At 69.0% G+C, this 22712-nt stretch carries 20 protein-coding genes; 8 read left to right on the top strand and 12 right to left on the bottom strand.

Annotated elements, in window-relative coordinates; genetic code table 11:
* Positions 1-196: 196 nt before the first annotated feature.
* Entirely contained in the window at positions 197-1009 is an 813-nt protein-coding gene (locus ACZ54P_RS04380) for a S1 family peptidase (protein ID WP_465460103.1), read from the top strand.
* Positions 1010-1091: 82 nt separating this feature from the next.
* On the opposite strand, the gene ACZ54P_RS04375 is transcribed toward ACZ54P_RS04380, so the two are convergent.
* From ACZ54P_RS04375 to ACZ54P_RS04360, 4 genes are all read right to left on the bottom strand, one after another.
* A complete protein-coding gene (locus ACZ54P_RS04375; protein WP_465460102.1) occupies positions 1092-1703 on the bottom strand; it encodes a hypothetical protein in 612 nt (203 codons plus the stop codon).
* A gap of 34 nt (positions 1704-1737) precedes the next feature.
* Complete coding sequence (locus tag ACZ54P_RS04370) at positions 1738-2322, bottom strand: hypothetical protein (RefSeq protein ID WP_465460101.1); 585 nt, start codon at positions 2320-2322, stop codon at positions 1738-1740.
* A gap of 91 nt (positions 2323-2413) precedes the next feature.
* Complete coding sequence (locus ACZ54P_RS04365) at positions 2414-2962, bottom strand: lipoprotein (RefSeq protein WP_465460100.1); 549 nt, start codon at positions 2960-2962, stop codon at positions 2414-2416.
* A 113-nt stretch (positions 2963-3075) separates the two neighbouring features.
* Positions 3076-5337, bottom strand: a complete 2262-nt coding sequence (locus tag ACZ54P_RS04360) for a sodium-translocating pyrophosphatase (RefSeq protein WP_465460099.1) — start codon at positions 5335-5337, stop codon at positions 3076-3078.
* Between the two features lie 318 nt (positions 5338-5655).
* On the opposite strand from ACZ54P_RS04360, the gene ACZ54P_RS04355 reads away from it, so the two are divergent.
* Positions 5656-8127 carry a DEAD/DEAH box helicase gene (locus ACZ54P_RS04355; protein ID WP_465460098.1) on the top strand — a complete coding sequence of 824 codons (2472 nt, stop codon included), beginning with the start codon at positions 5656-5658 and terminating at the stop codon, positions 8125-8127.
* 22 nt (positions 8128-8149) lie between these two features.
* On the opposite strand, the gene ACZ54P_RS04350 is transcribed toward ACZ54P_RS04355, so the two are convergent.
* The 8 genes from ACZ54P_RS04350 to ssd form a co-directional block, all read right to left on the bottom strand.
* Positions 8150-8776, bottom strand: a complete 627-nt coding sequence (locus ACZ54P_RS04350) for a bifunctional DNA primase/polymerase (protein ID WP_465460097.1) — start codon at positions 8774-8776, stop codon at positions 8150-8152.
* Between the two features lie 409 nt (positions 8777-9185).
* Positions 9186-9542, bottom strand: a complete 357-nt coding sequence (locus ACZ54P_RS04345; protein ID WP_465460096.1) for an Rv3654c family TadE-like protein — start codon at positions 9540-9542, stop codon at positions 9186-9188.
* Positions 9539-9895 carry a TadE family type IV pilus minor pilin gene (locus ACZ54P_RS04340; protein ID WP_465460095.1) on the bottom strand — a complete coding sequence of 119 codons (357 nt, stop codon included), beginning with the start codon at positions 9893-9895 and terminating at the stop codon, positions 9539-9541. The genes ACZ54P_RS04345 and ACZ54P_RS04340 overlap by 4 nt, the downstream gene beginning before the upstream one ends.
* Entirely contained in the window at positions 9895-10068 is a 174-nt protein-coding gene (locus ACZ54P_RS04335; protein ID WP_465460094.1) for a DUF4244 domain-containing protein, read from the bottom strand. The genes ACZ54P_RS04340 and ACZ54P_RS04335 overlap by 1 nt, the downstream gene beginning before the upstream one ends.
* A gap of 17 nt (positions 10069-10085) precedes the next feature.
* A complete protein-coding gene (locus ACZ54P_RS04330) occupies positions 10086-10664 on the bottom strand; it encodes a type II secretion system F family protein (protein WP_465460093.1) in 579 nt (192 codons plus the stop codon).
* Positions 10658-11398 carry a type II secretion system F family protein gene (locus tag ACZ54P_RS04325; RefSeq protein ID WP_465460092.1) on the bottom strand — a complete coding sequence of 247 codons (741 nt, stop codon included), beginning with the start codon at positions 11396-11398 and terminating at the stop codon, positions 10658-10660. Before ACZ54P_RS04325 ends, ACZ54P_RS04330 begins: the two co-directional genes overlap by 7 nt.
* Positions 11395-12537: a TadA family conjugal transfer-associated ATPase gene (locus ACZ54P_RS04320; RefSeq protein ID WP_465460091.1), complete on the bottom strand. Its 1143-nt coding sequence runs from the start codon at positions 12535-12537 to the stop codon at positions 11395-11397. Before ACZ54P_RS04320 ends, ACZ54P_RS04325 begins: the two co-directional genes overlap by 4 nt.
* Positions 12534-13607, bottom strand: coding sequence for a septum site-determining protein Ssd (gene ssd, locus ACZ54P_RS04315; protein ID WP_465460090.1), 1074 nt, complete (start codon positions 13605-13607; stop codon positions 12534-12536). The genes ACZ54P_RS04320 and ssd overlap by 4 nt, the downstream gene beginning before the upstream one ends.
* 598 nt (positions 13608-14205) lie before the next feature.
* Here ssd and ACZ54P_RS04310 point away from each other — a divergent pair.
* The 6 genes from ACZ54P_RS04310 (at position 14206) to ACZ54P_RS04285 (ending at position 22605) form a co-directional block, all read left to right on the top strand.
* Positions 14206-15003, top strand: a complete 798-nt coding sequence (locus ACZ54P_RS04310) for an HAD family hydrolase (protein ID WP_465460089.1) — start codon at positions 14206-14208, stop codon at positions 15001-15003.
* A 577-nt stretch (positions 15004-15580) separates the two neighbouring features.
* Positions 15581-17386 carry a glycoside hydrolase family 3 protein gene (locus ACZ54P_RS04305; protein ID WP_465460088.1) on the top strand — a complete coding sequence of 602 codons (1806 nt, stop codon included), beginning with the start codon at positions 15581-15583 and terminating at the stop codon, positions 17384-17386.
* On the top strand, positions 17383-18663 hold the full coding sequence (locus ACZ54P_RS04300; protein ID WP_465460087.1) for an exo-beta-N-acetylmuramidase NamZ family protein: 1281 nt from the start codon (positions 17383-17385) through the stop codon (positions 18661-18663). Before ACZ54P_RS04305 ends, ACZ54P_RS04300 begins: the two co-directional genes overlap by 4 nt.
* An 11-nt stretch (positions 18664-18674) precedes the next feature.
* The gene (locus ACZ54P_RS04295; RefSeq protein WP_465460086.1) at positions 18675-20450 is read left to right on the top strand and encodes a serine hydrolase domain-containing protein; all 1776 of its coding nucleotides are present in this window, start codon (positions 18675-18677) and stop codon (positions 20448-20450) included.
* Positions 20451-20659: 209 nt separating this feature from the next.
* The gene (locus tag ACZ54P_RS04290) at positions 20660-21658 is read left to right on the top strand and encodes a MurR/RpiR family transcriptional regulator (RefSeq protein ID WP_465460085.1); all 999 of its coding nucleotides are present in this window, start codon (positions 20660-20662) and stop codon (positions 21656-21658) included.
* Between the two features lie 17 nt (positions 21659-21675).
* Positions 21676-22605: an N-acetylmuramic acid 6-phosphate etherase gene (locus ACZ54P_RS04285; RefSeq protein WP_465460084.1), complete on the top strand. Its 930-nt coding sequence runs from the start codon at positions 21676-21678 to the stop codon at positions 22603-22605.
* The last annotated feature ends 107 nt before the right edge of the window (positions 22606-22712 follow it).

The following is a 22712-nucleotide window of genomic DNA, read 5'->3' as shown; positions in this document are numbered from 1 at the left end:
GCAACACGCCGCCGATCGTGTGTCCAGCGCATCGCCGCTGACCTCGCCGATGTTTCCTTTCAACACCTAGCACGTGATGTCGGACACGTCCGCCGGGGGTACCGCGTGACGGGGTGAACACCCTCCGTTCGACGGTGGTGACACCGTGGCCGCCAACGCTTCACTTGATATCCACGCCGACCCGAAAGGACTCCACGTGACCCGACGACTCCTCGGCACGCTGTTCGCCATGCTGACCGCATCCGCCCTGGTCGGCGCCGTTCCCGCGGAAGCGGCGACGACCACCTTCGCCGGAACGGTGGCGTTGTCGAACTGCTCCGGGTCGGTGGTCAAGCCGCCCGAGGCGAGCCTCGACGACCCCGCCCTCGTCCTCTCCAACGGGCATTGCCTCCAAGAAGGTTTCCCCGACCCTGGAGAAGTAATCGTCAACCAGCCCTCGTCACGGACCTTCAGCCTGCTGTCCAAGGACGGCCGTTCGTCACTGGGCACCCTCAAAGCGAAGAAGCTGCTCTACGCGACGATGACCGACACCGACGTCTCGCTGTACCAGCTCGACACCAGCTATTCCAAGATCCGAGCGACCTACGGTATCGCCCCGCTGACGCTCTCGCCGACCCGTCCTTCGGCCGGTGTCGCGATGGACGTGGTCTCGGGATACTGGAAGAAGATCTACTCCTGCCACATCGACGGCTTCGTCCACGAGCTGCACGAGGCGGACTGGGTCTGGAAGGACTCGATCAGGTACACCTCGGCGTGCAAGACGATCGGCGGGACCTCGGGGTCGCCGATCATCGAGACCTCGACCGGGAAGGTCGTCGGCGTCAACAACACCGGCAACGAAAGCGGTCAGCGCTGCACGATGAACAACCCGTGCGAGGTCGACGCCGCCGGGAAGGTGACCGTGCGGAAGGGCATCAACTACGGGGAGCAGACCTATCAGCTAACCTCCTGTCTTTCGCGTAGTGAGCTGGACCTGGCGAACCCGGACTGCAAGGCGCCGAAGCCCTGACTTCCCTCGCCGCGAGTGCTATGAAAGGTCCTTTCCTTGCAAAATTTGCAAGGAAAGGACCTTTCATAGCGTTTGGCGAGGTTCACCCGGCGCGGACCACGGGCACCAAACTCGGCCAAGCGGGCTCCGCACCCACGGGCGCGTCCCCGATCAGCTCCAGTAGGTGTGCCAAGCGCCGACGACCCGTGATCCGCAGCAACGCCTCTTCCCCCCTGAAGCTCTTCGCCGGGACGCCCAGCTGGGCAAGCGTCTTGATCAGCCGTTCATGCGTCTCCGGCGCTTCCGGATCGAGCGCGAGCAGGTAGCCGTTGCCCTGCGGACTGCCCGCTGCCAGCGCCCACATCCTCAGCATCGCGCCGTCGAGCCGGAACCCGTCCGGCAGCACCTTTTCTTCACCCCGCGTCCAGTGCCGTTCCAGCGGCAGCAGATCGACCCGGAACGGCGTCCTCACCAGCGGCCGTCCGCATTCGGCGGCCGAGACCTGCGCGTCCGCGCCACGACGACGGCACTCCCTGGCCAGTGCGCGCGCTCTCCACGGCTCGTCGACCACGGCGGACAGCCGCGCGGCCGTCCGGCCGAAGCCCGCCATCCGCCCCGGCCCGCACAGCACACCGGCGAGGTCGGCGAGCCCAGGCCCGCTCGCCTCCGCCGAGAAGAGCGAGATCGTCCCGTCCACCCGCACACAATAGAACACAAGTTCGACTCATGGCCAGTAACAGCTCGATGACTCAGCGCGGTTGCTTGACCAAATCCTGGCAAGCGGGGATCCGGCTGGCCGCCGCGGCGAGCTGAGGCACGTCGTTAAGGCCCCTGAGAAGGTCGAGGCGATCGAGTTCGTCGAGGGACGTCCTCGCATCGTGAAGCGCCGTCTTCGTCGCCTCGGGATCACTTGAGGAGTCGAGGCGTTGACGTACGTCGTCGGCGCGAACGCGAATGCCGTTGAGCTGGGCTACGGCGGCGTTTCGCGAATCGTCGCCACCGGCGACCGGGGACGGCCCGAGTTTCCCGAGGGCGGCGGACGTCCGGTTCAGCCCTTCGGCCACCGAGGCCATCAGCTCACCGGAGGTCCGGGTCGCCTGCTGTGGTGTGCTCGGATCGACGCTGGGCAACGTCGCCAACGTCCGCACGAGACCGCCGGATGCGGCGCAGTATCCCTCCGCCCAAGCGGAGGCGGGGTCGGCCTGCGACGCGCTGACCGTCGCGAGACCTTCTTGTCTGGCGTGGGAAGTCACCGCGGGCTGCTGCCCGCACCCGGCGAGGCCGAGTCCGATACCTGTTGCTAGCGCGGCAAAGACGGTGAACCGCGGCCGCACGAAAACACCTCCCGACCTGACGACTTCCCAGTTGGCCCCCGACGGTACCGATACCGGGGGGCATTGCAAATCAACGTGACGTCAAGAACGTTCAGGAGGGCAGCTTCTTGCAGTTCGGGGCCTGTTCTGCCAGCGCTTTCAGCACGGTGTTCGTTTCCAGCCGCTGGAACGGGTCGGGCATGTCGTTGATGTCCTTGCCTATCCGCTGGAACGCGAGCCCCGCCTCGGCTGTGGCCCGCCGGTCGTCCTTCGGCGCGGCGTCCAGTTTGGTCTTCGCGGCGACGATCTGATCCCGGATCGGCGTCAGCGTGGCGACGATGTCCTTGCGCGCGGTCTCGGCTTCCGAGTTCGGCGCCTGCCCGAGTGCGCTCATGCCTTTCACGGCGTTGTCGAAACCGGGCGCGAAGACGGCGAAGGCTTCGTCCATCGCGTTCCGGGCCTTCGCGACGTCGCCCTGTTCGACGTCGGGCATCTTGAAGTCGCCGATCTTGGCGAAGTCGATCAGGGAACCGCAGAAGCCGTCCATCCACTCGGTTCCCGCCACGGGAGTGGAAGAAGGAGGCGCGACGGCCGGCGTCTCGGCTGCGGCGCAACCCGCCAACAGGAGAGCGGCGACGAACAGGGTGATCGAACGCCTCATGACAGGGACTCCCCGGTTCGGGATCGGTATACGCGCAGACCTTAACGTGCCCAGGACAGCCGCCGGGCCCGCCACGGAAAACGTGACGGGCCCGGCGGTGGAACTTTTCGGCGCTACGCCTTCGCTTCCGCGGGCGTGTCGGAAAGGACCGACTCGCGACGCTTGGAGACGACGATCGCGGCGACGATGATCGCGACGGCGACCAGCGAGATTCCGATCCGGATGCCGACGTTGGCGTCCGGGCCGATCGAGAACTGCACGACCGCCGGGGCGATGAGCACCGACACCAGGTTCATCACCTTGATCAGCGGGTTGATCGCCGGACCGGCGGTGTCCTTGAACGGGTCACCCACGGTGTCACCGATGATGGTGGCCTCGTGCGCGTCCGAACCCTTGCCGCCGTGGCTTCCGTCCTCCACGAGCTTCTTCGCGTTGTCCCAGGCACCACCGGAGTTGGCGAGGAAGATCGCCATCAGGGTGCCGGTCGCGATCGCACCGCCCAGGTAACCGGCGAGCGCGCCGGTGCCGAGACCGAAACCGACCGCGATCGGGGCGAACACCGCGAGCAGACCGGGAGTGGTCAGCTCGCGCAGGGAGTCACGCGTGACGATGTCGACGACACGGCCGTACTCGGGCCGTGTCGTGCCCTCCATGATCCCCGGGATGTCGCGGAACTGGCGGCGCACTTCGTAGACGACCGCGCCGGCGGCACGGGACACCGCGTTGACCGCGAGACCGGAGAACAGGAACACGACCGCCGCGCCGATGATCACACCGACGAGCGTCTCCGGGCCGACGATGTTCGCGACGAATTCCTTGCCATCGCCGATCGCCTTGGTGATCGCGTCCTGATAGGACCCGAACAGCGCCGTCGCCGCGAGGACCGCCGTGGCGATCGCGATGCCCTTGGTGATGGCCTTGGTGGTGTTGCCGACCGCGTCGAGCTCGGTGAGGATCTGCGCGGCGTCCTCGTCGACGTCACCCGACATTTCGGCGATGCCCTGCGCGTTGTCCGAAATCGGGCCGAAGGTGTCCATCGCGACGATGACACCGACGGTGGTGAGCAGACCGGTACCGGCCAGCGCCACGGCGAACAGCGCGACGCCGCCGCCGACCAGGAAGGCTCCGAAAACGGCCGCGCCGATGACCAGCGCGGTGTACACGGCGGATTCGAAACCGACCGAGATACCGGCCAGGATCACCGTCGCCGCACCGGTTTCCGACGACTTGCCGACCTCCTTGACCGGCTTGTACTCGGTGCCGGTGTAGTAGCCGGTGAGCTTGAGGATGATCGCGGCGAGCACGATGCCGATGATCACCGAGAGGGTCGCGATCAGCGCCGGGTTGCCGGACTTGCCGGCGAAGGCCTGGCCGAACTCGGAGAACGAACCGGGCAGGTAGACGAACGCCGCGATCGTCGAGAGCACCGCGGAAATCCCCGCGGAGATGTAGAACGAGCGGTTGATCGTGACCAGACCGCCTTCGCCCGCCTTGGCTTTGGTGATGTAGACACCGATGACCGCGGTGATCACGCCGATGGCGGGAACGATGAGCGGGAAGATCAAGCCGTGCACGCCGAAGGCGGTGCTACCCAGGATCAGCGCCGCCACGAGCATGACCGCGTACGACTCGAAGAGGTCCGCCGCCATCCCGGCGCAGTCGCCCACGTTGTCACCGACGTTGTCGGCGATGGTGGCCGCGTTGCGCGGGTCGTCCTCGGGGATGCCCTGCTCGACCTTGCCGACCAGGTCCGCGCCGACATCGGCGGCCTTGGTGAAGATACCGCCGCCGACACGCATGAACATCGCGATCAACGCGGCACCGAAACCGAAGCCCTCCAACACCTTCGGGGCCTGTCCGGTGTAGACCAGGACGACCACCGCGGCGCCGAAAAGGCCGAGACCGACGGTGATCATGCCGACGACGCCACCGGTGCGGAAGGCCAGGCGCATCGCCTTCTCGCGACCGCCGGCCTCACGCGAAGCGGCCGCGACACGCAGGTTCGCCTGCGTCGCGAGCCACATGCCGAGATAGCCGATCGCGAAGGAGAATCCAGCACCGACCAGGAAGAAGATCGACCTGCCGATCTTCTCGTTCCAGTCTTCGGCCGGCAAAGCGAAGAGCAGCAAGAACACGATCACGCCGAAAATCGCGAGGGTGTTGCGCTGCCGTTTCAGATAGGCAGCCGCACCTTCCTGCACTGCCTTCGCGATGTCCTGCATCTTGGAGGTCCCCTGGCCCGCGGCCAGTACCTCCTTGAGCAGAACGTAGCCGATGACCAGTGCGGCAAGGGCGACCACGGCGATTACACCGACGATGGTGTAACCACCTCCGGAGAGCGTGAGTTCGCCCTCCGCGAGGAACTGCCGGGACATTCGTCCTCCTGGAGACGTCGCCGTTGGCCAACGACGATCCGCCGGTGGCACCGGCGGCTCGGGCGTTGGCATGGGGATCTGAGCCGAACGTCACGCTAGTCGTACTGCAAGGCACGTCTCACATGACGCTCGCCACAGACGGTGTGGATTGCGGGAGTGTATTGGTAGTGGGATGGCGGGCGGCAAGGCGTCCCCGCCACCGTACGTTCCGTTACCTTGTGAGGCTGATCACTGTATCGATCATCCGCGTCCCGGTCCGCCGCTCGATCCGTTCGGCGGCGGCCGTTTTCTGTCGGTGCGCTGTGCGAAGCTCTGAAGGTGGACGGCAAGGCGGAATCCGGTAAGGGCCGGCGGCTTCTCGACCGCGCGACGGCGGGAATCCCGGCTTCGCTGTACCCGGTCACCCATGTGGCCGAGCTCCCCGCTCGCCCGGCGGATCCGGTGGACTGGCCGGAGTGGGCGGCGGCTCCGGTCGTCGAAGCGCTTGCGGCGAGCGGGGTCAAGGCGCCGTGGCGGCATCAGGCCGAAGCCGCGTCACTGGTCCGCGATGGCAGGCACGTCGTGATCTCCACCGGCACGGCATCGGGGAAGTCGCTCGCGTACCAGTTGCCCGTGCTCTCGGCACTCGTCGAGGACGAGCGGGCCACGGCGCTGTACCTGTCCCCGACCAAGGCGCTCGGCGCCGATCAGCTGCGCGCCGTTTCCTCGTTGGAAATCAAGAAGGTGCGCGCGGCGTCGTTCGACGGCGACACTCCGCTGGAGGAGCGGGACTGGGTACGCGCGCACGCGAACTGGGTGTTCACCAACCCGGACATGCTGCATCGCGGGATCCTCTCGTCGCACGCGCGCTGGTCCCGCTTCTTCCGGCGGCTCTCGTTCGTCGTCATCGACGAATGCCACAGCTATCGCGGCGTCTTCGGTTCCCATGTGGCGCTGCTGATGCGCAGGCTGCGACGGGTCGCCGCGCATTACGGCGCTTCACCGGTCTTCGTGCTCGCATCGGCGACGACGGCGGACCCGGCCGCGTTCGCCTCGAAGCTGTCCGGGCACGAGTGTGTCCCGGTCACCGAGGACGGCTCGCCGCGTGGTTCCCGCACGGTCGCGTTGTGGGAACCCCCACTGTTGTCGGAACTTTCCGGTGAGAACGGGGCGCCGGTGCGGCGTTCGGCCGGTGCCGAGGCTTCGCGGATCCTCGCCGAACTGGTCATCGAGGGCGCCCGCTCCCTGGCGTTCGTCCGGTCGCGGCGAGGCGCGGAGCTGACCGCGCTCGGCGCCCGCCGGATTCTGTCCGAAGTGGACGGTTCCTTGGCGGAATCCGTCGCCGCGTATCGATCCGGATATCTGCCTGAGGAGCGCCGGGCCCTCGAAGCGGCGTTGTTGTCCGGCCGGTTGCTCGGTGTGGCGACGACGAACGCGCTCGAACTCGGCGTCGACATCGCGGGCCTCGACGCGGTGGTGCTGGCCGGTTATCCCGGCACACTCGCGTCGTTCTGGCAGCAGGCCGGGCGAGCCGGGCGCGCGGGTGACGCGGCACTGGTGGTGTTCGTGGCCCGCGACGATCCGCTGGACACCTATCTCGTGCACCATCCGGCGGCGATCCTGGACCGGCCGGTGGAAGCAGCCGTCCTCGACCCGTCGAATCCGTATGTGCTGGCACCGCAACTGGCCTGCGCCATCGCCGAACTCCCGCTGACCGAACCGGAGGTCGCGGCCTTCGGCGGTGACGCGGCGCGGGCCGTGCTCGCCGATCTGGTCAAGGAGAAGATCATCCGGCGCCGGCCGAGCGGCTGGTACTGGACTTCACGCGACCGGCCGCACGCCGAGGTCGGCATCCGCGGTACCGGCGGCGAGCAGATCGCCGTGGTGGAGACCGATTCCGGGCGGATGCTCGGCACGGTCGATCCGGGTTCCGCCTGCTACGCGGTACATCCCGGCGCGGTGTACCTGCACCAGGGTTCGTCCTACGTGGTCGACGAGCTGGATCTGGATACCGGCCTGGCCATGGTGCACGCGGAGGATCCGGACTGGACCACGTCACCGCGCGAGATCGTCGACATCAGTGTGCTGCGCACCGAAGAGACCCGGGTGTACGGCGGGGTCACGGTGAATCTCGGTGAGGTGTCGGTGAGTTCGCAAGTGGTCGGCTACCTGCGGAGGCGACCTTCGGGTGAGGTGCTGGACCAGACGCCGCTGGACCTGCCGGAGCAGAGCCTGCACACCCGCGCCGTCTGGTACACGATCTCGGCGGACCTGCTCGGCCCTTCCGATGGCATGGCGGGGACCGGGGGCCATCGGTCGGGGACCGAAGTTCTGGAGCCGGTGGGGACCGGAGGCTCCAGGGTGGGGACCAAGGAACTTGGCGGGACACCGGGGACGGGCGCCCAGTTGGATCCGGCGCGCGTCCCCGGTGCCCTGCATGCCGCCGAGCACGCGGCGATCGGCCTGCTACCGCTGTTCGCTACGTGCGACCGCTGGGACATCGGCGGGGTGTCGACCGCGTGGCACGAGAACACCGGGGAGGCGACGGTGTTCGTGCACGATGGCCATCCCGGGGGTGCGGGATTCGCCGATCGCGGGTTTGCCGCAATTGTCCCTTGGCTGGCCGCAACGCGGGAGGCGATCGTTTCCTGCGAGTGCCCGGCCGGCTGCCCGTCCTGCGTCCAGTCGCCGAAGTGCGGGAACGGCAACGATCCGCTGGACAAGGCGGGGGCAGTGGCCGTTCTGGACACCGTGCTCGGGGCTTTGCGTCAGCACGGGCCGCAGTCAGGCCACTTGGTGGTTCAGCAGTGAGTGGCTTGAAATTGTGGGTTGATCAGGCGGCGGTGGTCAGGGTCGCCACGGGGGTGGCGGCCTTGTCACCGGCCAGCGCACGGACGAGCACGTCGTGCACGTCGGCGGCCGCGGGCAGCTGCCAGCCCCACACCTCGGGCTTGACCCGCCAGTGCACGACACCGTGCTGGAACGGCGACGGGGGCAGCGGGATGTAGTCGTTCGCGCCGTGCCACTGGATCGAGGCCTGCGCGGCCAGTTCCTGTGGGATGCTCGCGGCGACGGTGGTGAGGAACAGCCAGCGGCCGTTCGGCATCGCGACGATCGGGGCCGGGTGACCGGTGGCGCGCAGCAGGCGGGCGGCCCGCTTGCCGAGCTGGTCGTCGACCTCGATGGCGTCCAGCACGGTGCCGGTGGCCACGAGCAGGCTGTGCGTGTCGTCACCGAACCAGGTGGCGACCTCGTGCGGGTGGGTATCGATCAGTTCACGCCAGTTGTCCTGTGCCGGGACGGGACGCCGCCAGGTGAGGTCGTCACCTTCCGGGGTGAGCGCGGCGGGCTCCGCACCCGGGAGCACCGGCCAGCCACGCCACGCGAGGCCGATCGCCTCCGCCCGCATCTCGATGCGGAAGGCGCCCCGCCAGCTGTCCGGCCAATTCGCGTCCAACATTACTGCCCCTGCCTCAGGTCAACTCTGTCCTGTGTCCGTGCCACCCGGCGACCTTCTCGAAGTGGCGCACATCTCAATAAACGGCAAGTTGCACATCGGGAGAAGCCCTCACGCGACAACCGGCGGTTACTTAGCGATGAACGCGCGGTAGTGCGACAGGACGGACCGAACGTCGCACGTCCGATGAACGGGCGTGCACGACCGATGCCGCACCGTTCGTCGCAGTCGAGCAGGGCATCTCGCCCAGGTGGCCGCGGTCGCGACGAGCGGCGCTCGACCGTTCGGCGGGGCGCTGATCATGGCTTCGACCGCTCGCCGCGCACCAACGACCGCTGCTCGCGCCCGGCGGTTACTCGCCCGTACTACCGGCCGGGCACCACCGGGACGACCGTTCATCGTGCGACGTACGTCACGGTGGCCGGTCGACCGGACCCGCCCTGGCCCTCGCCTCCGCCTGCCCCAGGGTCGCCAGGTGTCCCCGCACCGCCGACCGCACCTCGACCAGCGCGTCGCCTCGCTCCCAGCGGCAGGTCAGCAGGGTGACCGACATCCGGACTGCGACCTGCCGCGCCCGGTCACAGGCCGCGCCGGGACCTTCCGTCGCATGCGAGGCCGCGGCGAGCGCCGCCAGGTCGGCGGCGGCCTCGGTGTGATGCCGGGCGGTGACGGCGGCGCCGATCCAGAAGGTGAACACGGCGACGGAGGTCAGGACGGCGACGATCGAGGCCGTCCAGACGGTCGCGACTCCGCGGTCGTCCCCGTTCACGGCCCGCTACCCGGCTCGGCGACCGGCTCGGCGATCGCGAAGGCGTGAGAGCGCACCCGGATACCCGGCAGCAGTCCGGCCGCCGGTTCGGCCTCGACGCCGGCGGTGATGGCGTCACCGTCGCGGACGACGTCCAGGCGGGCACCGGACGGCGCTATCTCCCGCACCGCCTGTTCGGCTCGGGCGGGGTCACCGCGGGCGAGGAGCCGGGCCGCCTCGCGAGCCGCGTCGGTGCAGCGCACTTGATCGGCGGCGACCCCGATCCCGGCCAGTAGCAGGGCCGAGACGAACGTCAGCGCGCCGATACCGAGCGCGGCCTCCACCTTGACGGACCCGCGGTCACCGCCGGACATCAGGACTTCACCGACAAGGCACGCTCGATGAGCGCGGTGAGCCCGGCGACGACGGCGTCGCTGTTGACGATCAGGTAGAGCACACCGGCCAGCGCGGCGGCGGCCAAGGTGGCGATGGCGTATTCGACCGTCGCCATGCCGTCGTCCTCGCGGAAGGTGGGGAACTTGTTCATGGGGGATCGCCTTTCGGTCAGAAGATGCCGTCGAGACGCCCGGCAAGGCCGAGCACGACGGGCAGGACACCGAGACAGAGGAACGCGGGAAGGAAGCACAGGCCGATTGGCGCGGCCAGCAGAACCCCGGCCCGTTCGGCGCGTTCCTCGACTTCGGCGGCAAGTGACTCGCGCAGTCGTCGCGCGAGGTCCTTCGCGTGAGTCGCCAGCGCGGTGCCCGCCCTCGCCGTGCGCACCGCGGCGACGGACAGTTCGGCCAGCCCGGGCCGGTCACGGACAGGCGCCCAGGCCTCGGCGGGTCCGACACCCACGGCGAGGTGGGCCGCCACCGAACGCAGAGCCGCGGCGGTCGCCGGTGAGGCGGCCGGTCCGACGGCCTCCAGCGCGACGGGCACCGGCAACCCACCTGCCAGACAGGCGGCAAGCAGATCGAGGGTGGCCGCCGACCTGAGAAGTTCGGAGACGCCTTTGTCCCTGGACGCCCGTTCCCGCAACCACGTGAGGAGCCGTCCCGGGCGCGCGGCGACGCCGGGACCGACACGCGGCCAGCAGCAGACGGCTCCGCCCAACAGGATCAGCGCCACTGGAGTCAGCACGGCGCCACCCGCCCGGTGAGGGCCCGGCACCAGGCCGTGCCCGCCCAGATCAGGCCGCACCCCACGACGAGCAACAGCTGACCGGCGCCCGTCCCGGTGAGGACGCTGACCGGGCTCGCCCCCATCGCCTCGCCGAGCGGTAGGCACACCAGCGGCAGGACGGCGAGCACGGCGGCACTCGCCCGGGGACCGGCCATCTTGGCCTTGAGACGACGGCGGAAGCCGACCTCCGCCTCAGCGTCTCGCCGCGCGGCATCGAGGACGTCGGCCATCGGCAGCCCGTACCGGCCGGCGAGGGCCCACGCGTGCACCAGTGCCGGTGGCGCGTCCGGATCGGCCGTTCCGCCGCCGAGCCGGGCGGCCGCGATCAGCCCGCGCAATCGTCCGGACGCCGCGGGCAGCGCCTCCGCCGTGGCTTCGGCCGCCGCCACCGGATGGGCGCCCGCCCGGAGTTCCCCGACCATCGTCCGCAGCACGGAAGCGGTGAGTTCGGCTTCGGCCAGCGCCGCCTTCGCGTGTGCCCGATGTCGATGCTCCTGGCGAACGGCCAAGGTGAGCACCAGCGTCGCCGATGCCCAGCCGATCCCGAGAACCGGCAGAACGAGCAACGCGGGCAGCGGCCACCATCTGGCGCGAACGGCCGCGGGAAGGCGCCAAGCGAACGGAGTGCGAGCCACCGGCCTCGGCCAACAAGCCAGCCCCGCGCCGCAGGCGAGGAAGAGCCAAGGGTTCATGCCGCCATCTCCTCGAACGGTGTCGCGTCGCCGATCCAGTGGCCTTGGCTCCACACCGGGACGACTTTGGCCTCGCCTCGCAGTGACCGCAGTACGCCGACCTCGTCCAGCCGCCGGATGCCGCTCGGCAGGCGGCGCATGTGCAGGACGACCCGCACCGCCGCGGTCAGCTGGCTGTGCAGCGCGTCCCGTTTCAGGCCGCCGAGTGCGGCCAGCGCCTCCATCCGGGCCGGGACCTCCGACGGCGAATTGGCATGCAGGGTGCACGCTCCGCCCTCGTGGCCGGTGTTCAGCGCGTTGAGCAACGCGCAGACCTCCTCGCCTCGGACCTCACCGACGACCAGACGGTCCGGACGCATGCGCAACGCCTGTCGCACCAGTTCGCCGAGGCCGATCTCGCCGGCGCCCTCGACGTTGGGCGGGCGGGCGATCAGGCTGACGAACTGCGGATGGTCCGGTTGCAGCTCACCGGCGTCCTCGACGCAGACGATGCGTTCTGCCGGGGGCACCGCGCCGAGCAGCGCGGAAAGCAAGGTCGTCTTGCCCGCCCCGGTCCCACCGGACACCAGGAACGCGAGCCGTCGCCGGATGACCGAATCGAGCAGGGCGGCGCCACTGCCGCCGAACATCCCGCGCAACCGCAACGCGGCGAGGTCATGGGTGGCGGGACGCAGTACGCGCAGCGAAAGGGAGGTTCCAGCCGGCGCGATCGGCGGGAGCACCGCGTGCATCCGGATCCGGCCGTGCGGCCCGACTCCCGGCAGCCAGCAGTCCGTGAACGGTTGCGCGTCGTCCAGCCGCCGCCCGCCGGCGAGGGCCAGCCGCTGGGCCAGCCTGCGGACGGCCTCCTCGTCCGCGAAACGGACGTCCGTCCTTTCGAGACCGTCACCGGTGTCGGACCAGACTTCGTCCGGCGCGGTGACGAGAACGTCGGTGGTACCGGGGTTTTCGAGCAGCCGGGCCAGTGGTCCGGCACCGACGAACTCGTCGCGGGCCAGCCGGACCGCTCCGAGGACGGCGTCCTGACCGAGCGCGCCACCCGCTTCGGCGCGGACAGCCCGCGCCACGCTCACGGAGTCCGCCGGCCCGGCCGATCCGGCCAGCCGCCGCCGGACCCGCTCGACGAAATCGTCGGTCATCGCAAGGCACCGGCCAGATCTCCGCGCGCGGCCGCGAGGACCTCGGCGGCGGCCGTGGCCAGATGTCCGCGATGTCTCGGGACGAACTCGCCGCGGTCGAGCGCTGTCGAGAGGGACCGCTCGCGGCCCATCGACGTGATGAGCGGGGCGCCGACGGCGTCGGCGATCTCCTGCGGGACCAGCCCGGCGGGAGACGGCCCTCGGACGGCGACGCCGATCCGTGTCGCGTGGGGTTCGACCCTGGCGAGGACCTGTCTCGCCGCCGCGCAGGCGCGCAGTTCCGCGGGGACGACGACCACGACCAGATCGGCCAGCCCGAGCACGGTGGCCGTCTCGGCGCCGAAATACCTCGGCAGATCGCAGACGACCGTCCGCCCCGCCCGCCGTCCGGCGCACAACACACCCTCGATCGCGTCCGGACCGGGGCCGCGCCCTTCCCGTCCGTAGGACACAAAGGACAGTGCTCCGGTGGCGTACCGTTTTCGTGGCAGGGCTTCGCTCAACGCCGTCATGGACACCCGGCCGCCGAGGTCGAGTTCCGGCCAGCGTGGTCCGCGATCGCGTTCGGCGGCGAGGAGGACGTCGATACCGCCGCCGAGCGGATCGCAGTCGACGAGCAGTCCGCCGCTTCCCGATTTCTCCGCCTGATACGCGACGGCGGCCGCCAGCACGGAGGCCCCGGCTCCACCTCGCCCGCCGACGACCCCGACGACGACGCCATCGTCCCGCGCCGGCCCGTCGACGACGTCCGCGAACTCGCCGATGAGGTCGCCTTCCTCGTCCGGCAGTGAAAGAACCTTCTCCGAACCGGTGTTGAAGGCACGCTCCCACGTCACCGGCGTCGGTGCGCCCTTGCAGACGAGCAGGACCTTGTTCCGCCGCAGCAGACGGTTCGGCGTGCTCGCGGCTTCTTCGTCGAGTACGACGAGTGGCGCGCGAGCCCACCTCCCGCGAGCGGCGTCCAGATCGGGCGCGCGTTCGACCTCGCAGCCCGCGGCCGCGGCCACGCGCAGAATCTCGTCGAGCAGGACGTCGTCTCCGGCGACGACGAGCGGATGTTCCTCGGCCATGACTCCCCCGGGGGTTCGGTCGGATTCGGTCTGTGACTCCACGGTCGCCCCGGGCCCCGGCAACGCACAACGCCATTCCGCCGCACCTGTGGACAACCGGGGTGTTGTGGACAACTCCGGCACGGGAAACCGATTTCCGATCCGTTTCCGTCGGACCCTTCTGGCACACTTTCCGGATTTTCGCAGCACTCGAATCCGTTCCGTTTTTCGATCTGAACGGAAACGAAAAGGGTTGACAGCAAAAGGAAATGCACGAGCGAGAGCCGATTCGGCCTTGCCTCAGCGAGGATTCCGCGCGCCGACGAGGTCTGAACCATTGGCGCGGCGGGAAGTCGGAGGGCGGCCCCCGCCAGGGGGGAGGGACGGGGGCCGCCTGGGGTTCAGCCCCGGGGGGTCGGACTGAACCTGGGCCCGGTGCAATACCGGACAATCTCACTGTAACTCCGGTACCGGCCCGATGCGGTGTGCGCCGGTACCCACAATTCGGTAACGGCACGACGCGCCGGATCCGGTGTCCGGTCGTGAATTTTCCACCGTCGCGTCCCGATCGTGGTCGACCAACCGGCGAGCCGCCGTCCGGCTCTCCTATCCTTGGCGAGTGGCCCAATCCAGCACGACACCGAGCCCGGTCGCGGCGTTCTTCGATCTCGACAAGACGATCATCGCGTCCTCGAGCGCTCTGGCCTTCAGCAAGCCCCTTCTGCGCGAAGGCCTGATCAATCGCCGAGCCGCGCTTCGCAGCGCGTACGCCCAACTCGTCTTCTCGCTCGCGGGTGCGGACGCGGCGAAAACGGAACGGATGCGAGCCGAGGTTTCCGCGCTGTGTACCGGATGGGACGTCGCACAGGTGTCCGCGATCGTCCGCGAAACGCTGCACGACGTCGTCGACCCGCTCGTCTACGTGGAGGCCGCCGAACTGATCTCCTCGCACCGCGCGGAGGGTCACGACGTCGTGGTGCTGTCGGCGACCGGCGAAGAGGTGGTCGCCCCGGTCGCCGAAATGCTCGGCGCGACGCGCAGCGTGGCCACGCGGATGCAGATCGTGGACGGCCGTTACTCCGGCGAAGTCGATTTCTATTGCTACGGCGAGAACAAGGCCGTCGCCGCGAAGCAACTCGCGGCGACCTACGGCTACGACCTCGCGCAGTGCCACGCGTACACGGATTCGAGCACGGACATCCCGCTCCTCGAGGTCGTCGGGAGGCCGCACGCGGTCAACCCCGACCGCGTCCTGCGCAAGCACGCGACCGAACAGGGCTGGGAGATCCTCGCGTTCGAGCGCCCGATGTCGCTGCGGACGCGGATCCCGGCTAGGTCGGCGGGCCTGGTCGCGCTCGGCGCCTTCGCCGCGGGCGCCACCTGGTACGGCTACAACCGGCGCAAACGCACCCACTGAACGCATACCCCACACGGCGGTACCGAACCGCTTTTCGCAGTCAGGGCCGCGAATTGTCCATCGCGGAGGGTGCCCGTGTCACTAGATCGAGCCTCTGTACCGGTGCACCCGTCTGCGCACTTGAAGTGCCCCGGCTCACGGCGTAGAAAGTAGGTGCGGACGTTCGGTCGGCCAGGGAACAGGTAGAAGAGAAGCCTGTTCCACCCCGGCGAATCTCCGTGTGCGGACACCGGGTACCCACGCGCAGCGCGCCGCGGGAGGCTCGTCGTCTAGGGACTGCGTACCGGGACGCCGGACGCCGAGTCCATGAAGGTACGACCAGAGTTGCACGCTTGGTCGCCCGAGTTGCCCGCACTGACTGGCGGCGCCCGCCGGCTTCGGCCGACGGGCGCCGCCAGTGTTTTGCCCGTCTTTTTCCGGCGTGACCGGCCACTTCGCGTCCCTTTGTGTATGAACGGTCCGTTCGCGGGGGTGGCTGATGGACAAGCAAAGTGCTCGTGGGTAGCTTCCGGATATCAGTGCTTCCAGGTGGACTTCTTTCCACCTGAGAGTCAGGCACGAATCTGGGAGGCTTGAGGTGACGACCCGAACCGCGCACGCCCGTCATCGGAGGATCCATGCGCTCGCCGTGCCCCTCGCGGGTCTGCTCACCCTCGCCGTCGCGGGCGTTCCGGCGACCGCGCAGCCGGTGACCGCGGACGTGGAGGCGCAGCGGACGCTGCGCGGGCTGACACTGGAGCAAAAGGTCGGACAGCTGTTCGTCACGTGGGTGAACGGGAAGTCCGCCGACGAGGTCAACGCCAAGAACAAGGCCGACTTCGGAGTGGACACCGCGGCGCAGGTGATCGAGAAGTACCACCTCGGCGGCGTCATCTACTTCAACAACGACAGCCGCGACAACTTCGATGACCCGGTACAGGTCGCCAAGCTGTCGAACGGGCTCCAGCGGGCGGCCATCCGCAGCGGCGCCCACATCCCGCTGCAGATCGCGACCGACCAGGAGGGCGGCACGGTCACCCGGATGGGTGCCCCCGCCACCGAACTGCCGAACGCGATGGCGATCTCGGCCGGCCGCGACACCGCTGCCGCGCGGGAGGCCGCCCGGATCCTCGGGCACGAACTCCGCGCCGTCGGCATCAACCAGGACTTCGCCCCCGACGCCGACGTGAACTCCAACCCGGCGAACCCGGTGATCGGCGTCCGCTCCTTCTCCGGCCGCCCTGATCTGGCGAGCCAGTTCGTCGGAGCGCAGGTGAAGGGCTTCCAGGACTCCGGCCGCCGCACCGAAACCGTGTCCGCGGCCGCGAAGCACTTCCCCGGTCACGGCGACGCGGCCACTGACAGTCACCTCGAACTGCCCCGGATCGACCGGAGCGAGGCCAGCTGGCGCGAGACCGACGTGCCGCCGTTCAAGGCCGCCATCGCGGCGGGCATCGACTCGATCATGAGCGCGCACATCCAGTTCCCGAGCCTCGACCCGTCCGGTGAACCCGCCACGCTGTCGAAGCCGATCCTCACCGGCAAGCTGCGCGGGGAACTCGGCTACCGCGGCGTCGTCGTCACCGACTCGCTCTCGATGGACGCCGTGCGCGAGATGCACACCGACGCGGAGATCCCGGTGCTGGCGCTCAAGGCGGGCATCGACCAGCTGCTGATGCCGGTGAACCTCGACCTCGCGATCAACTCGGTGCTCGACGCGGTCCGCAAGGGTGAGCTGACCGAGCGCCGCATCGACGAGAGCGTCCTGCGCATTCTCAAGCTCAAGCTGAACCGCGGCATCCTGACCTCACCGTTCGTCGACCCGGCCAAGGTGATGTCGAAGGTCGGTATCCCGGCCAACCTCGCCACCGCGCAGGGCATCGCGGACCGGTCGATCACCGCGATCCGCAACGACGGCGGCGTCCTGCCGCTCAAGCAGCAGCCCGCGAAGACGCTCGTGACCGGCTGGGGCGTGAGCACGACGACCTCGCTGGCCGCGAAACTCACCGCGCACGGCACGCAGGCGACAGCGTTGCAGACCGGCCAGACCCCGACAGACGCACAGATCGGGCAGGCCGTCGCGGCGGCCAAGAACGTCGACCTCGTCGTCGTGCTGACCAACAACGTCGGCACGTATCCGTTGCAGGGCAAGCTGTTGCAGGCACTGGCCGGCACCGGGAAGCCGGTCGTCGCGGTCGCCGCCCAGATCCCCTACGACGCCGGATACGAGAACCCGATCAAGACGTGGCTCGCCACGTACGGCTACATCTCGCCTTCACTCGAAGCGCTGGCGAAGGTGATCCTCGGGAAGGTGAAGCCGCAGGGCAAGCTGCCCGTGGACATCCCCGCGGGCAAAGACGTGGGCACGGTGAAGTACCCCTTTGGCCATGGACTGACGTGGTGAGCCTCAACCGCCGCCACTTCCTCGTCACCGGGGCGCTGGCCGTCCCGGCGTTGACGGCCGCGTCCTCGGTCGCGCAGGCCCAGCCCCAGGTCGAGGGGCATGGCGAGAGCAAAGGTCCCCCGCTCACCCGCACCGGCGCGGACGTCCTCGCCGCCAAGGGCTGGGCGCCCCTTTCCGGCCGCAAGCTCGGCGTGCTGTCGAACCCGACAGGAGTCCTCGCGAGCGGCGATCACATCGTCGATTCGATGGTGGCCGCCGGAGTCCGGCCGCTCGCCGCGTTCGGCCCCGAACACGGTTTCCGCGGCAGCGCGCAGGCGGGCGGTTCCGAGGGCGACTACACCGATCCCCGCACCGGTGTCCCCGTGTACGACGCGTACGGCGCCGACGCGACGAAGCTGGCCGGGATGTTCACGAAGGCGGGCGTCGACACCGTCGTCTTCGACATCGCCGACGTCGGCGCACGGTTCTACACCTACATCTGGTCGCTGTACACCGCGATGGTCGCGGCGGCCAGGGTCGGCGCGGCGGTGGTCGTGCTGGACCGGCCGAACCCGTTGGGCGGCAAGGCGGCCGGGCCGATGCTGAACCCGGCGTACGCCTCGGGTGTCGGCCGGAAGCCGATCGTGCAGCAGCACGGCATGACCGTCGGCGAACTCGCGCGGTTCTTCGCCGCCGAGTTCCTCCCCGCCGAAGGAGTCACTCCGGGCAGGCTCGAGATCGTCGAGGTGCGCGACTGGCGGCGTGACCAGCTCTTCGACCGCACCGGGCTGACCTGGGTGCCGCCGAGTCCGAACATGCCGACGCCGGACACCGCGCTCGTCTATCCCGGCACCGGGATGTTCGAAGGCACCGTGTTCTCCGAGGGCCGCGGCACCACCCGGCCGTTCGAGATCATCGGCGCACCCGGCCTCGATTGGCGCTGGCGCGAGAAGCTCGGCGAACTGCGGCTTCCCGGCGTGAAGTTCCGTGAGGCCTACTTCGTGCCGACGTTCGGCAAGTTCGTGAACGAGCCGTGCGGCGGCGTGCAGGTGACCATTACGGACCCGCGGGCGTTCGACGCCATCCTTACCGCGGTCACCATGTTCGTCACCGCGAAGCAGGTGCATCCGGACAAGTTCAAGTGGCGGCCCGACAACTTCCTCGACAAGCTCTCGGGCTCCGACAGGCTGCGCACCATGATCGACAAGGGCGCCGGGGTGGCCGAGATCGTCGGGTCCTGGCAGGCCGAACTGGCCGAGTTCGACCGGAAACGCCGTCGCCATCTCATCTATCGCTGAGGGGAACGACCTTGCGTGTTAGGAAGATCCTGATCGCGGCCGTTTCCGTACTGGTCGCGGCGACCACGCTGTCGACGGCGGGAGCACAGGCGATTCCGGGGAACGGACAACAGCGAGACCGCGCGGCCGGCCGGTTCGACAAGCCGCGCGAAGGCTTCGCGCCCGCGTCCACCGTCCTGCGTGACGGCGCGCCCGCGGACGTCGGGCTCGACCCGGCGCCGATCAAGGCGGCCGAACGGTTCATCGACAGCTGGACCCAGCCGGACGCGACGGGGCACCCGCACTTCTCCGGCGCGGTCGGGCTGCTGGCGCACGACGGCGTGATCGTCGAACGCCGGGCCGTCGGCGGCGCGGTCCGCTACGCCGACGCTAAGGGCACCGAACTGCCGCCCGAGCAGCAGGTCCCGATGCGCGCGGACACGATCTTCGACATGGCCTCGATCTCGAAGCTGTTCACCTCCATCGTGGTGATGCAGCTGGCCGAGACGGGGAAGCTGGACATCTCGGCACCGGTGGTGCGGTATCTGCCGGAGTTCGCGGTGAACGGCAAGGAAGCCGTCACCGTCCAGCAGCTGCTGACCCACGTGTCAGGGTTCGCCGCGACGCCGCTCCCCTCGCTGTGGGAGGGGTATCCGGACATCCCGTCACGCCGGAAGGCCGTCCTCGACAGTCCGCTGAAGAACCCGCCGGGCAGCACGTACCTCTACTCCGACATCAACCTGCTGACGCTCGGTTTCCTGGTCGAGAAAGTGGCCGGTGCGCCGTTGGACAAGGTGGTCCAGGAGCGCATCGCGGCTCCGCTGGGCCTGGCCGACACCGGGTACAACCCGCCCGCGTCGAAACTCGCCAGGGTCGCGGCGACCGAGTACGCCGCGAAGCCGCCGCGGGGGCTCGTACGCGGTGAGGTCCACGACGAGAACGCGTGGTCGCTGGGCGGCGTCGCCGGGCACGCCGGCGTGTTCTCCACGGCCGGCGACATGGCCGTGCTGGCGCAGACGATCCTGAACGGCGGCGCGTACCGCGGTCACCGGATCCTGCGCGAGGAGACCGTGCGGGCGATGCTGACGAACTACAACCACAAATTCCCCGACAACTCCCACGGTCTCGGCTTCGAACTCGACCAGCCCTGGTACATGGGCGCGCTGTCGGCGCCCTCGACCGCCGGGCACACCGGATTCACCGGGACGTCGCTGGTGATCGACCCGCTGTCGCGTTCGTTCGCGATCCTGCTCACCAACCGCGTGCACCCGACGCGGAGCTGGGGCTCGATCAACCTCGCCAGGGAGACGTGGGCGAGTTCGCTCGCGAAGGCGATGGCGGTCCGCCCGGTACGCGGCCGGGACGCCTGGTTCAGCGGCGCGGGAGACGTCTCCACGGCCACGCTCACGACCCCGCCGCTGCGGACCCGCGGCGGGCCACTCAAGGTCTCCTTCGACACCTTCGTGGACACGGAGGGACCGGCTGATTCGCTCTTTCTGGAAAAAAGTACCGACGACGGACTGACCTGGAAAACGATTACTCTGCGTGCAAGTGGACCTGGTGCTCCCGCCGGAGAGCAGACCGGCCTCGGCGGGCATGGACATCGGGCTTGGTGGCGGGTCGCCGCCGAGGTGTCACAAAGCTCACAAATCGCCCTTCGCTGGCGTTACACGACCGACGCTCGTTACACGGGCCGCGGAATTTCTTTGGATGGTGTGAAAGTCACTGAACGCGGCCATGCACTGCTGGACGGTGAGCAACAACCCTCCGCTTTTAGTGCGTCCGGGTGGCAGTTGAGCGCTAGGTAGCCAGGCCGCTCCGCTGCGCTGCCCGACTGCCCCGTTGACCGGGACACAGCCCTTTGCATCGCGACACTAAGTTGCCAAGTCGTTAGCTCCACCTCGTTAACGGCCTCGACCTGGTTAGCGACTTTCTGGTCAACGATTAATCGCAAATCGAATCCGCAGACACGGATAGGTTGCGATCTTCCTGAAGGGTGTGGGTAGCCTTGTCGCAGATGCCAACGGTTAGTAACTTTCCCACGGTGGGCGATACCGATTCCGTAATCGCGGCCGCACCGTCCGAGGCCGTGCCGGCGCAGCCGACACGGGACGCTGACGCGAGCCCGCTTGTCCGGATCCGCTCACTTCTGCCGGGGCTCGCCCGGGCGGAGCAGCGCGTCGCGAAGGTGGTCCTCGAGGACCCGGCGACGGTCGCGCGGCGCAGCATCACCGAGGTCGCGCTCGCGGCCAATACCAGCGAAACCACCGTCACGCGGTTCTGCAAGGCCGTCGGCGTCGGCGGATACCCGCAGCTCAGGATCGCCTTGGCGGCCGACACCGCCCGCACGGAGGCACGGTCGAGCCGGAACCTCGGCGGCGAGATCGGCCCGGAGGACGACCTGGCCGCGGTCATCGGCAAGGTCAGCTTCGCGGACGCGCGTGCCGTGGAGGAGACCGCCGACCAGCTCGACATCCCGTCGCTACAGCGTGTGATCGACGTCTTGGCCGGCGCGGGCCGTGTCGACGTCTACGGCGTCGGCGCGAGCGCCTTCGTGGCCGCGGATCTGCAGCAGAAGCTGCACCGCATCGGCAGGGTCAGTTTCGCCTGGTCCGACACCCACATCATGCTGACCTCGGCCGCCGTGCTGAGCCCCGGAGACGTCGCGATCGGCATCTCGCACACGGGCGCGACCACGGACACCGTCGAGGCCCTGCGTGTGGCGCGCGAGCACGGCGCGATCACCGTCGCCGTGACGAACTTCCCCCGGTCGCCGATCACCGAGGTCTCCGACCACATCCTGACGACGGCGGCGCGTGAGACGACGTTCCGCTCCGGTGCGACCGCCAGTCGCATCGCGCAGCTGACCGTCATCGACTGTCTGTTCATCGGTGTCGCGCAGCGGCACATGGACGCGTCGGTCAACGCTCTCGACGCGACCAGGGACGCGGTTGGCTCGCACCGGCTGGGCGTACGGCCCGACGGCAGGCGGCGGCCGCGGGAAACCGGCAAATGAGCGAAAAAGTGAGGCGCATGATGACCGTCCCACGCCAGGTGGTGCACGTCGATTCGCCAACCGAACAGCGCAATCCACGGACGACCGACATCGACCTGATGTCGACCATGGGCATTCTCGGCGCGATCAACGCCGAGGACCGCCGGGTCCCCGAAGCCGTCGCGGCGGTTCTGCCGCAGGTGGCGCGGGCGGTCGACTTCGCCGTGGAGGCGCTGCGGTCGGGGCATCGCGTGCACTACTTCGGGGCAGGTACCTCCGGCAGGCTGGCGACGTTGGACGCGGCGGAGCTCGTGCCGACGTTCAACGTGCCCTCCGACTGGTTCATCGCGCATCACGCGGGCGGCGCGCGCGCTCTGCGCCAAGCCGTCGAAGACGCCGAGGACAACGCGAAGGCCGGAGCCGCCGAAGTGGCCGAGGACGTCGCGCCCGGCGACTTCGTACTCGGGCTGACGGCTTCCGGCCGGACGCCCTACGTACTCGGCGCACTGGCCGCGGCCAGCCGTCGCGGCGCCCGGACCGCCCTGGTTTCGGGCAACCCCGCCGCGGTGATGCCGCCCGGTGTCGACGTCCTCATCGCGGTGGACACCGGCCCGGAAGCGATCGCCGGGTCGACGCGGATGAAGGCGGGCACGGCACAGAAGATCATTCTCACCGCGTTCTCCACCGCGACGATGATCAAACTCGGCCGGACGTACTCGAACCTGATGGTCAGCATGCGCGCGACCAACGCGAAGCTGCGCGGACGGACCATCCGGATCCTGCGCGAGGCCACCGGCATGAGCATGGCGGACTGCTCCGACGCGCTCACCGAGGCCGACGGCGACCTCAAGGTCGCACTGGTCCATCTGCTGTCCGGTGAGGACGTCGCGAACGCGGCGAAGGCGCTGACGGCCAACGATGGCCACGTACGCAAGGCTCTCGACTCCCTGCGGGTGCACGCGAGCTGAATCACCACCGATTGCCCATCATCTGCTCGGCTGCTTAGGCTCTCAGGTATTCGTGACTGAGAGGTCGGGTGGTCGTGAGCACCGGCGGACGAACCCGTTCATCCCGA

Source organism: Amycolatopsis sp. NPDC034160, from assembly GCF_055575355.1.
The sequence above is the reverse complement of the archived record's forward strand: the minus strand, read 5'-3'. Positions and strand labels throughout refer to the sequence as shown.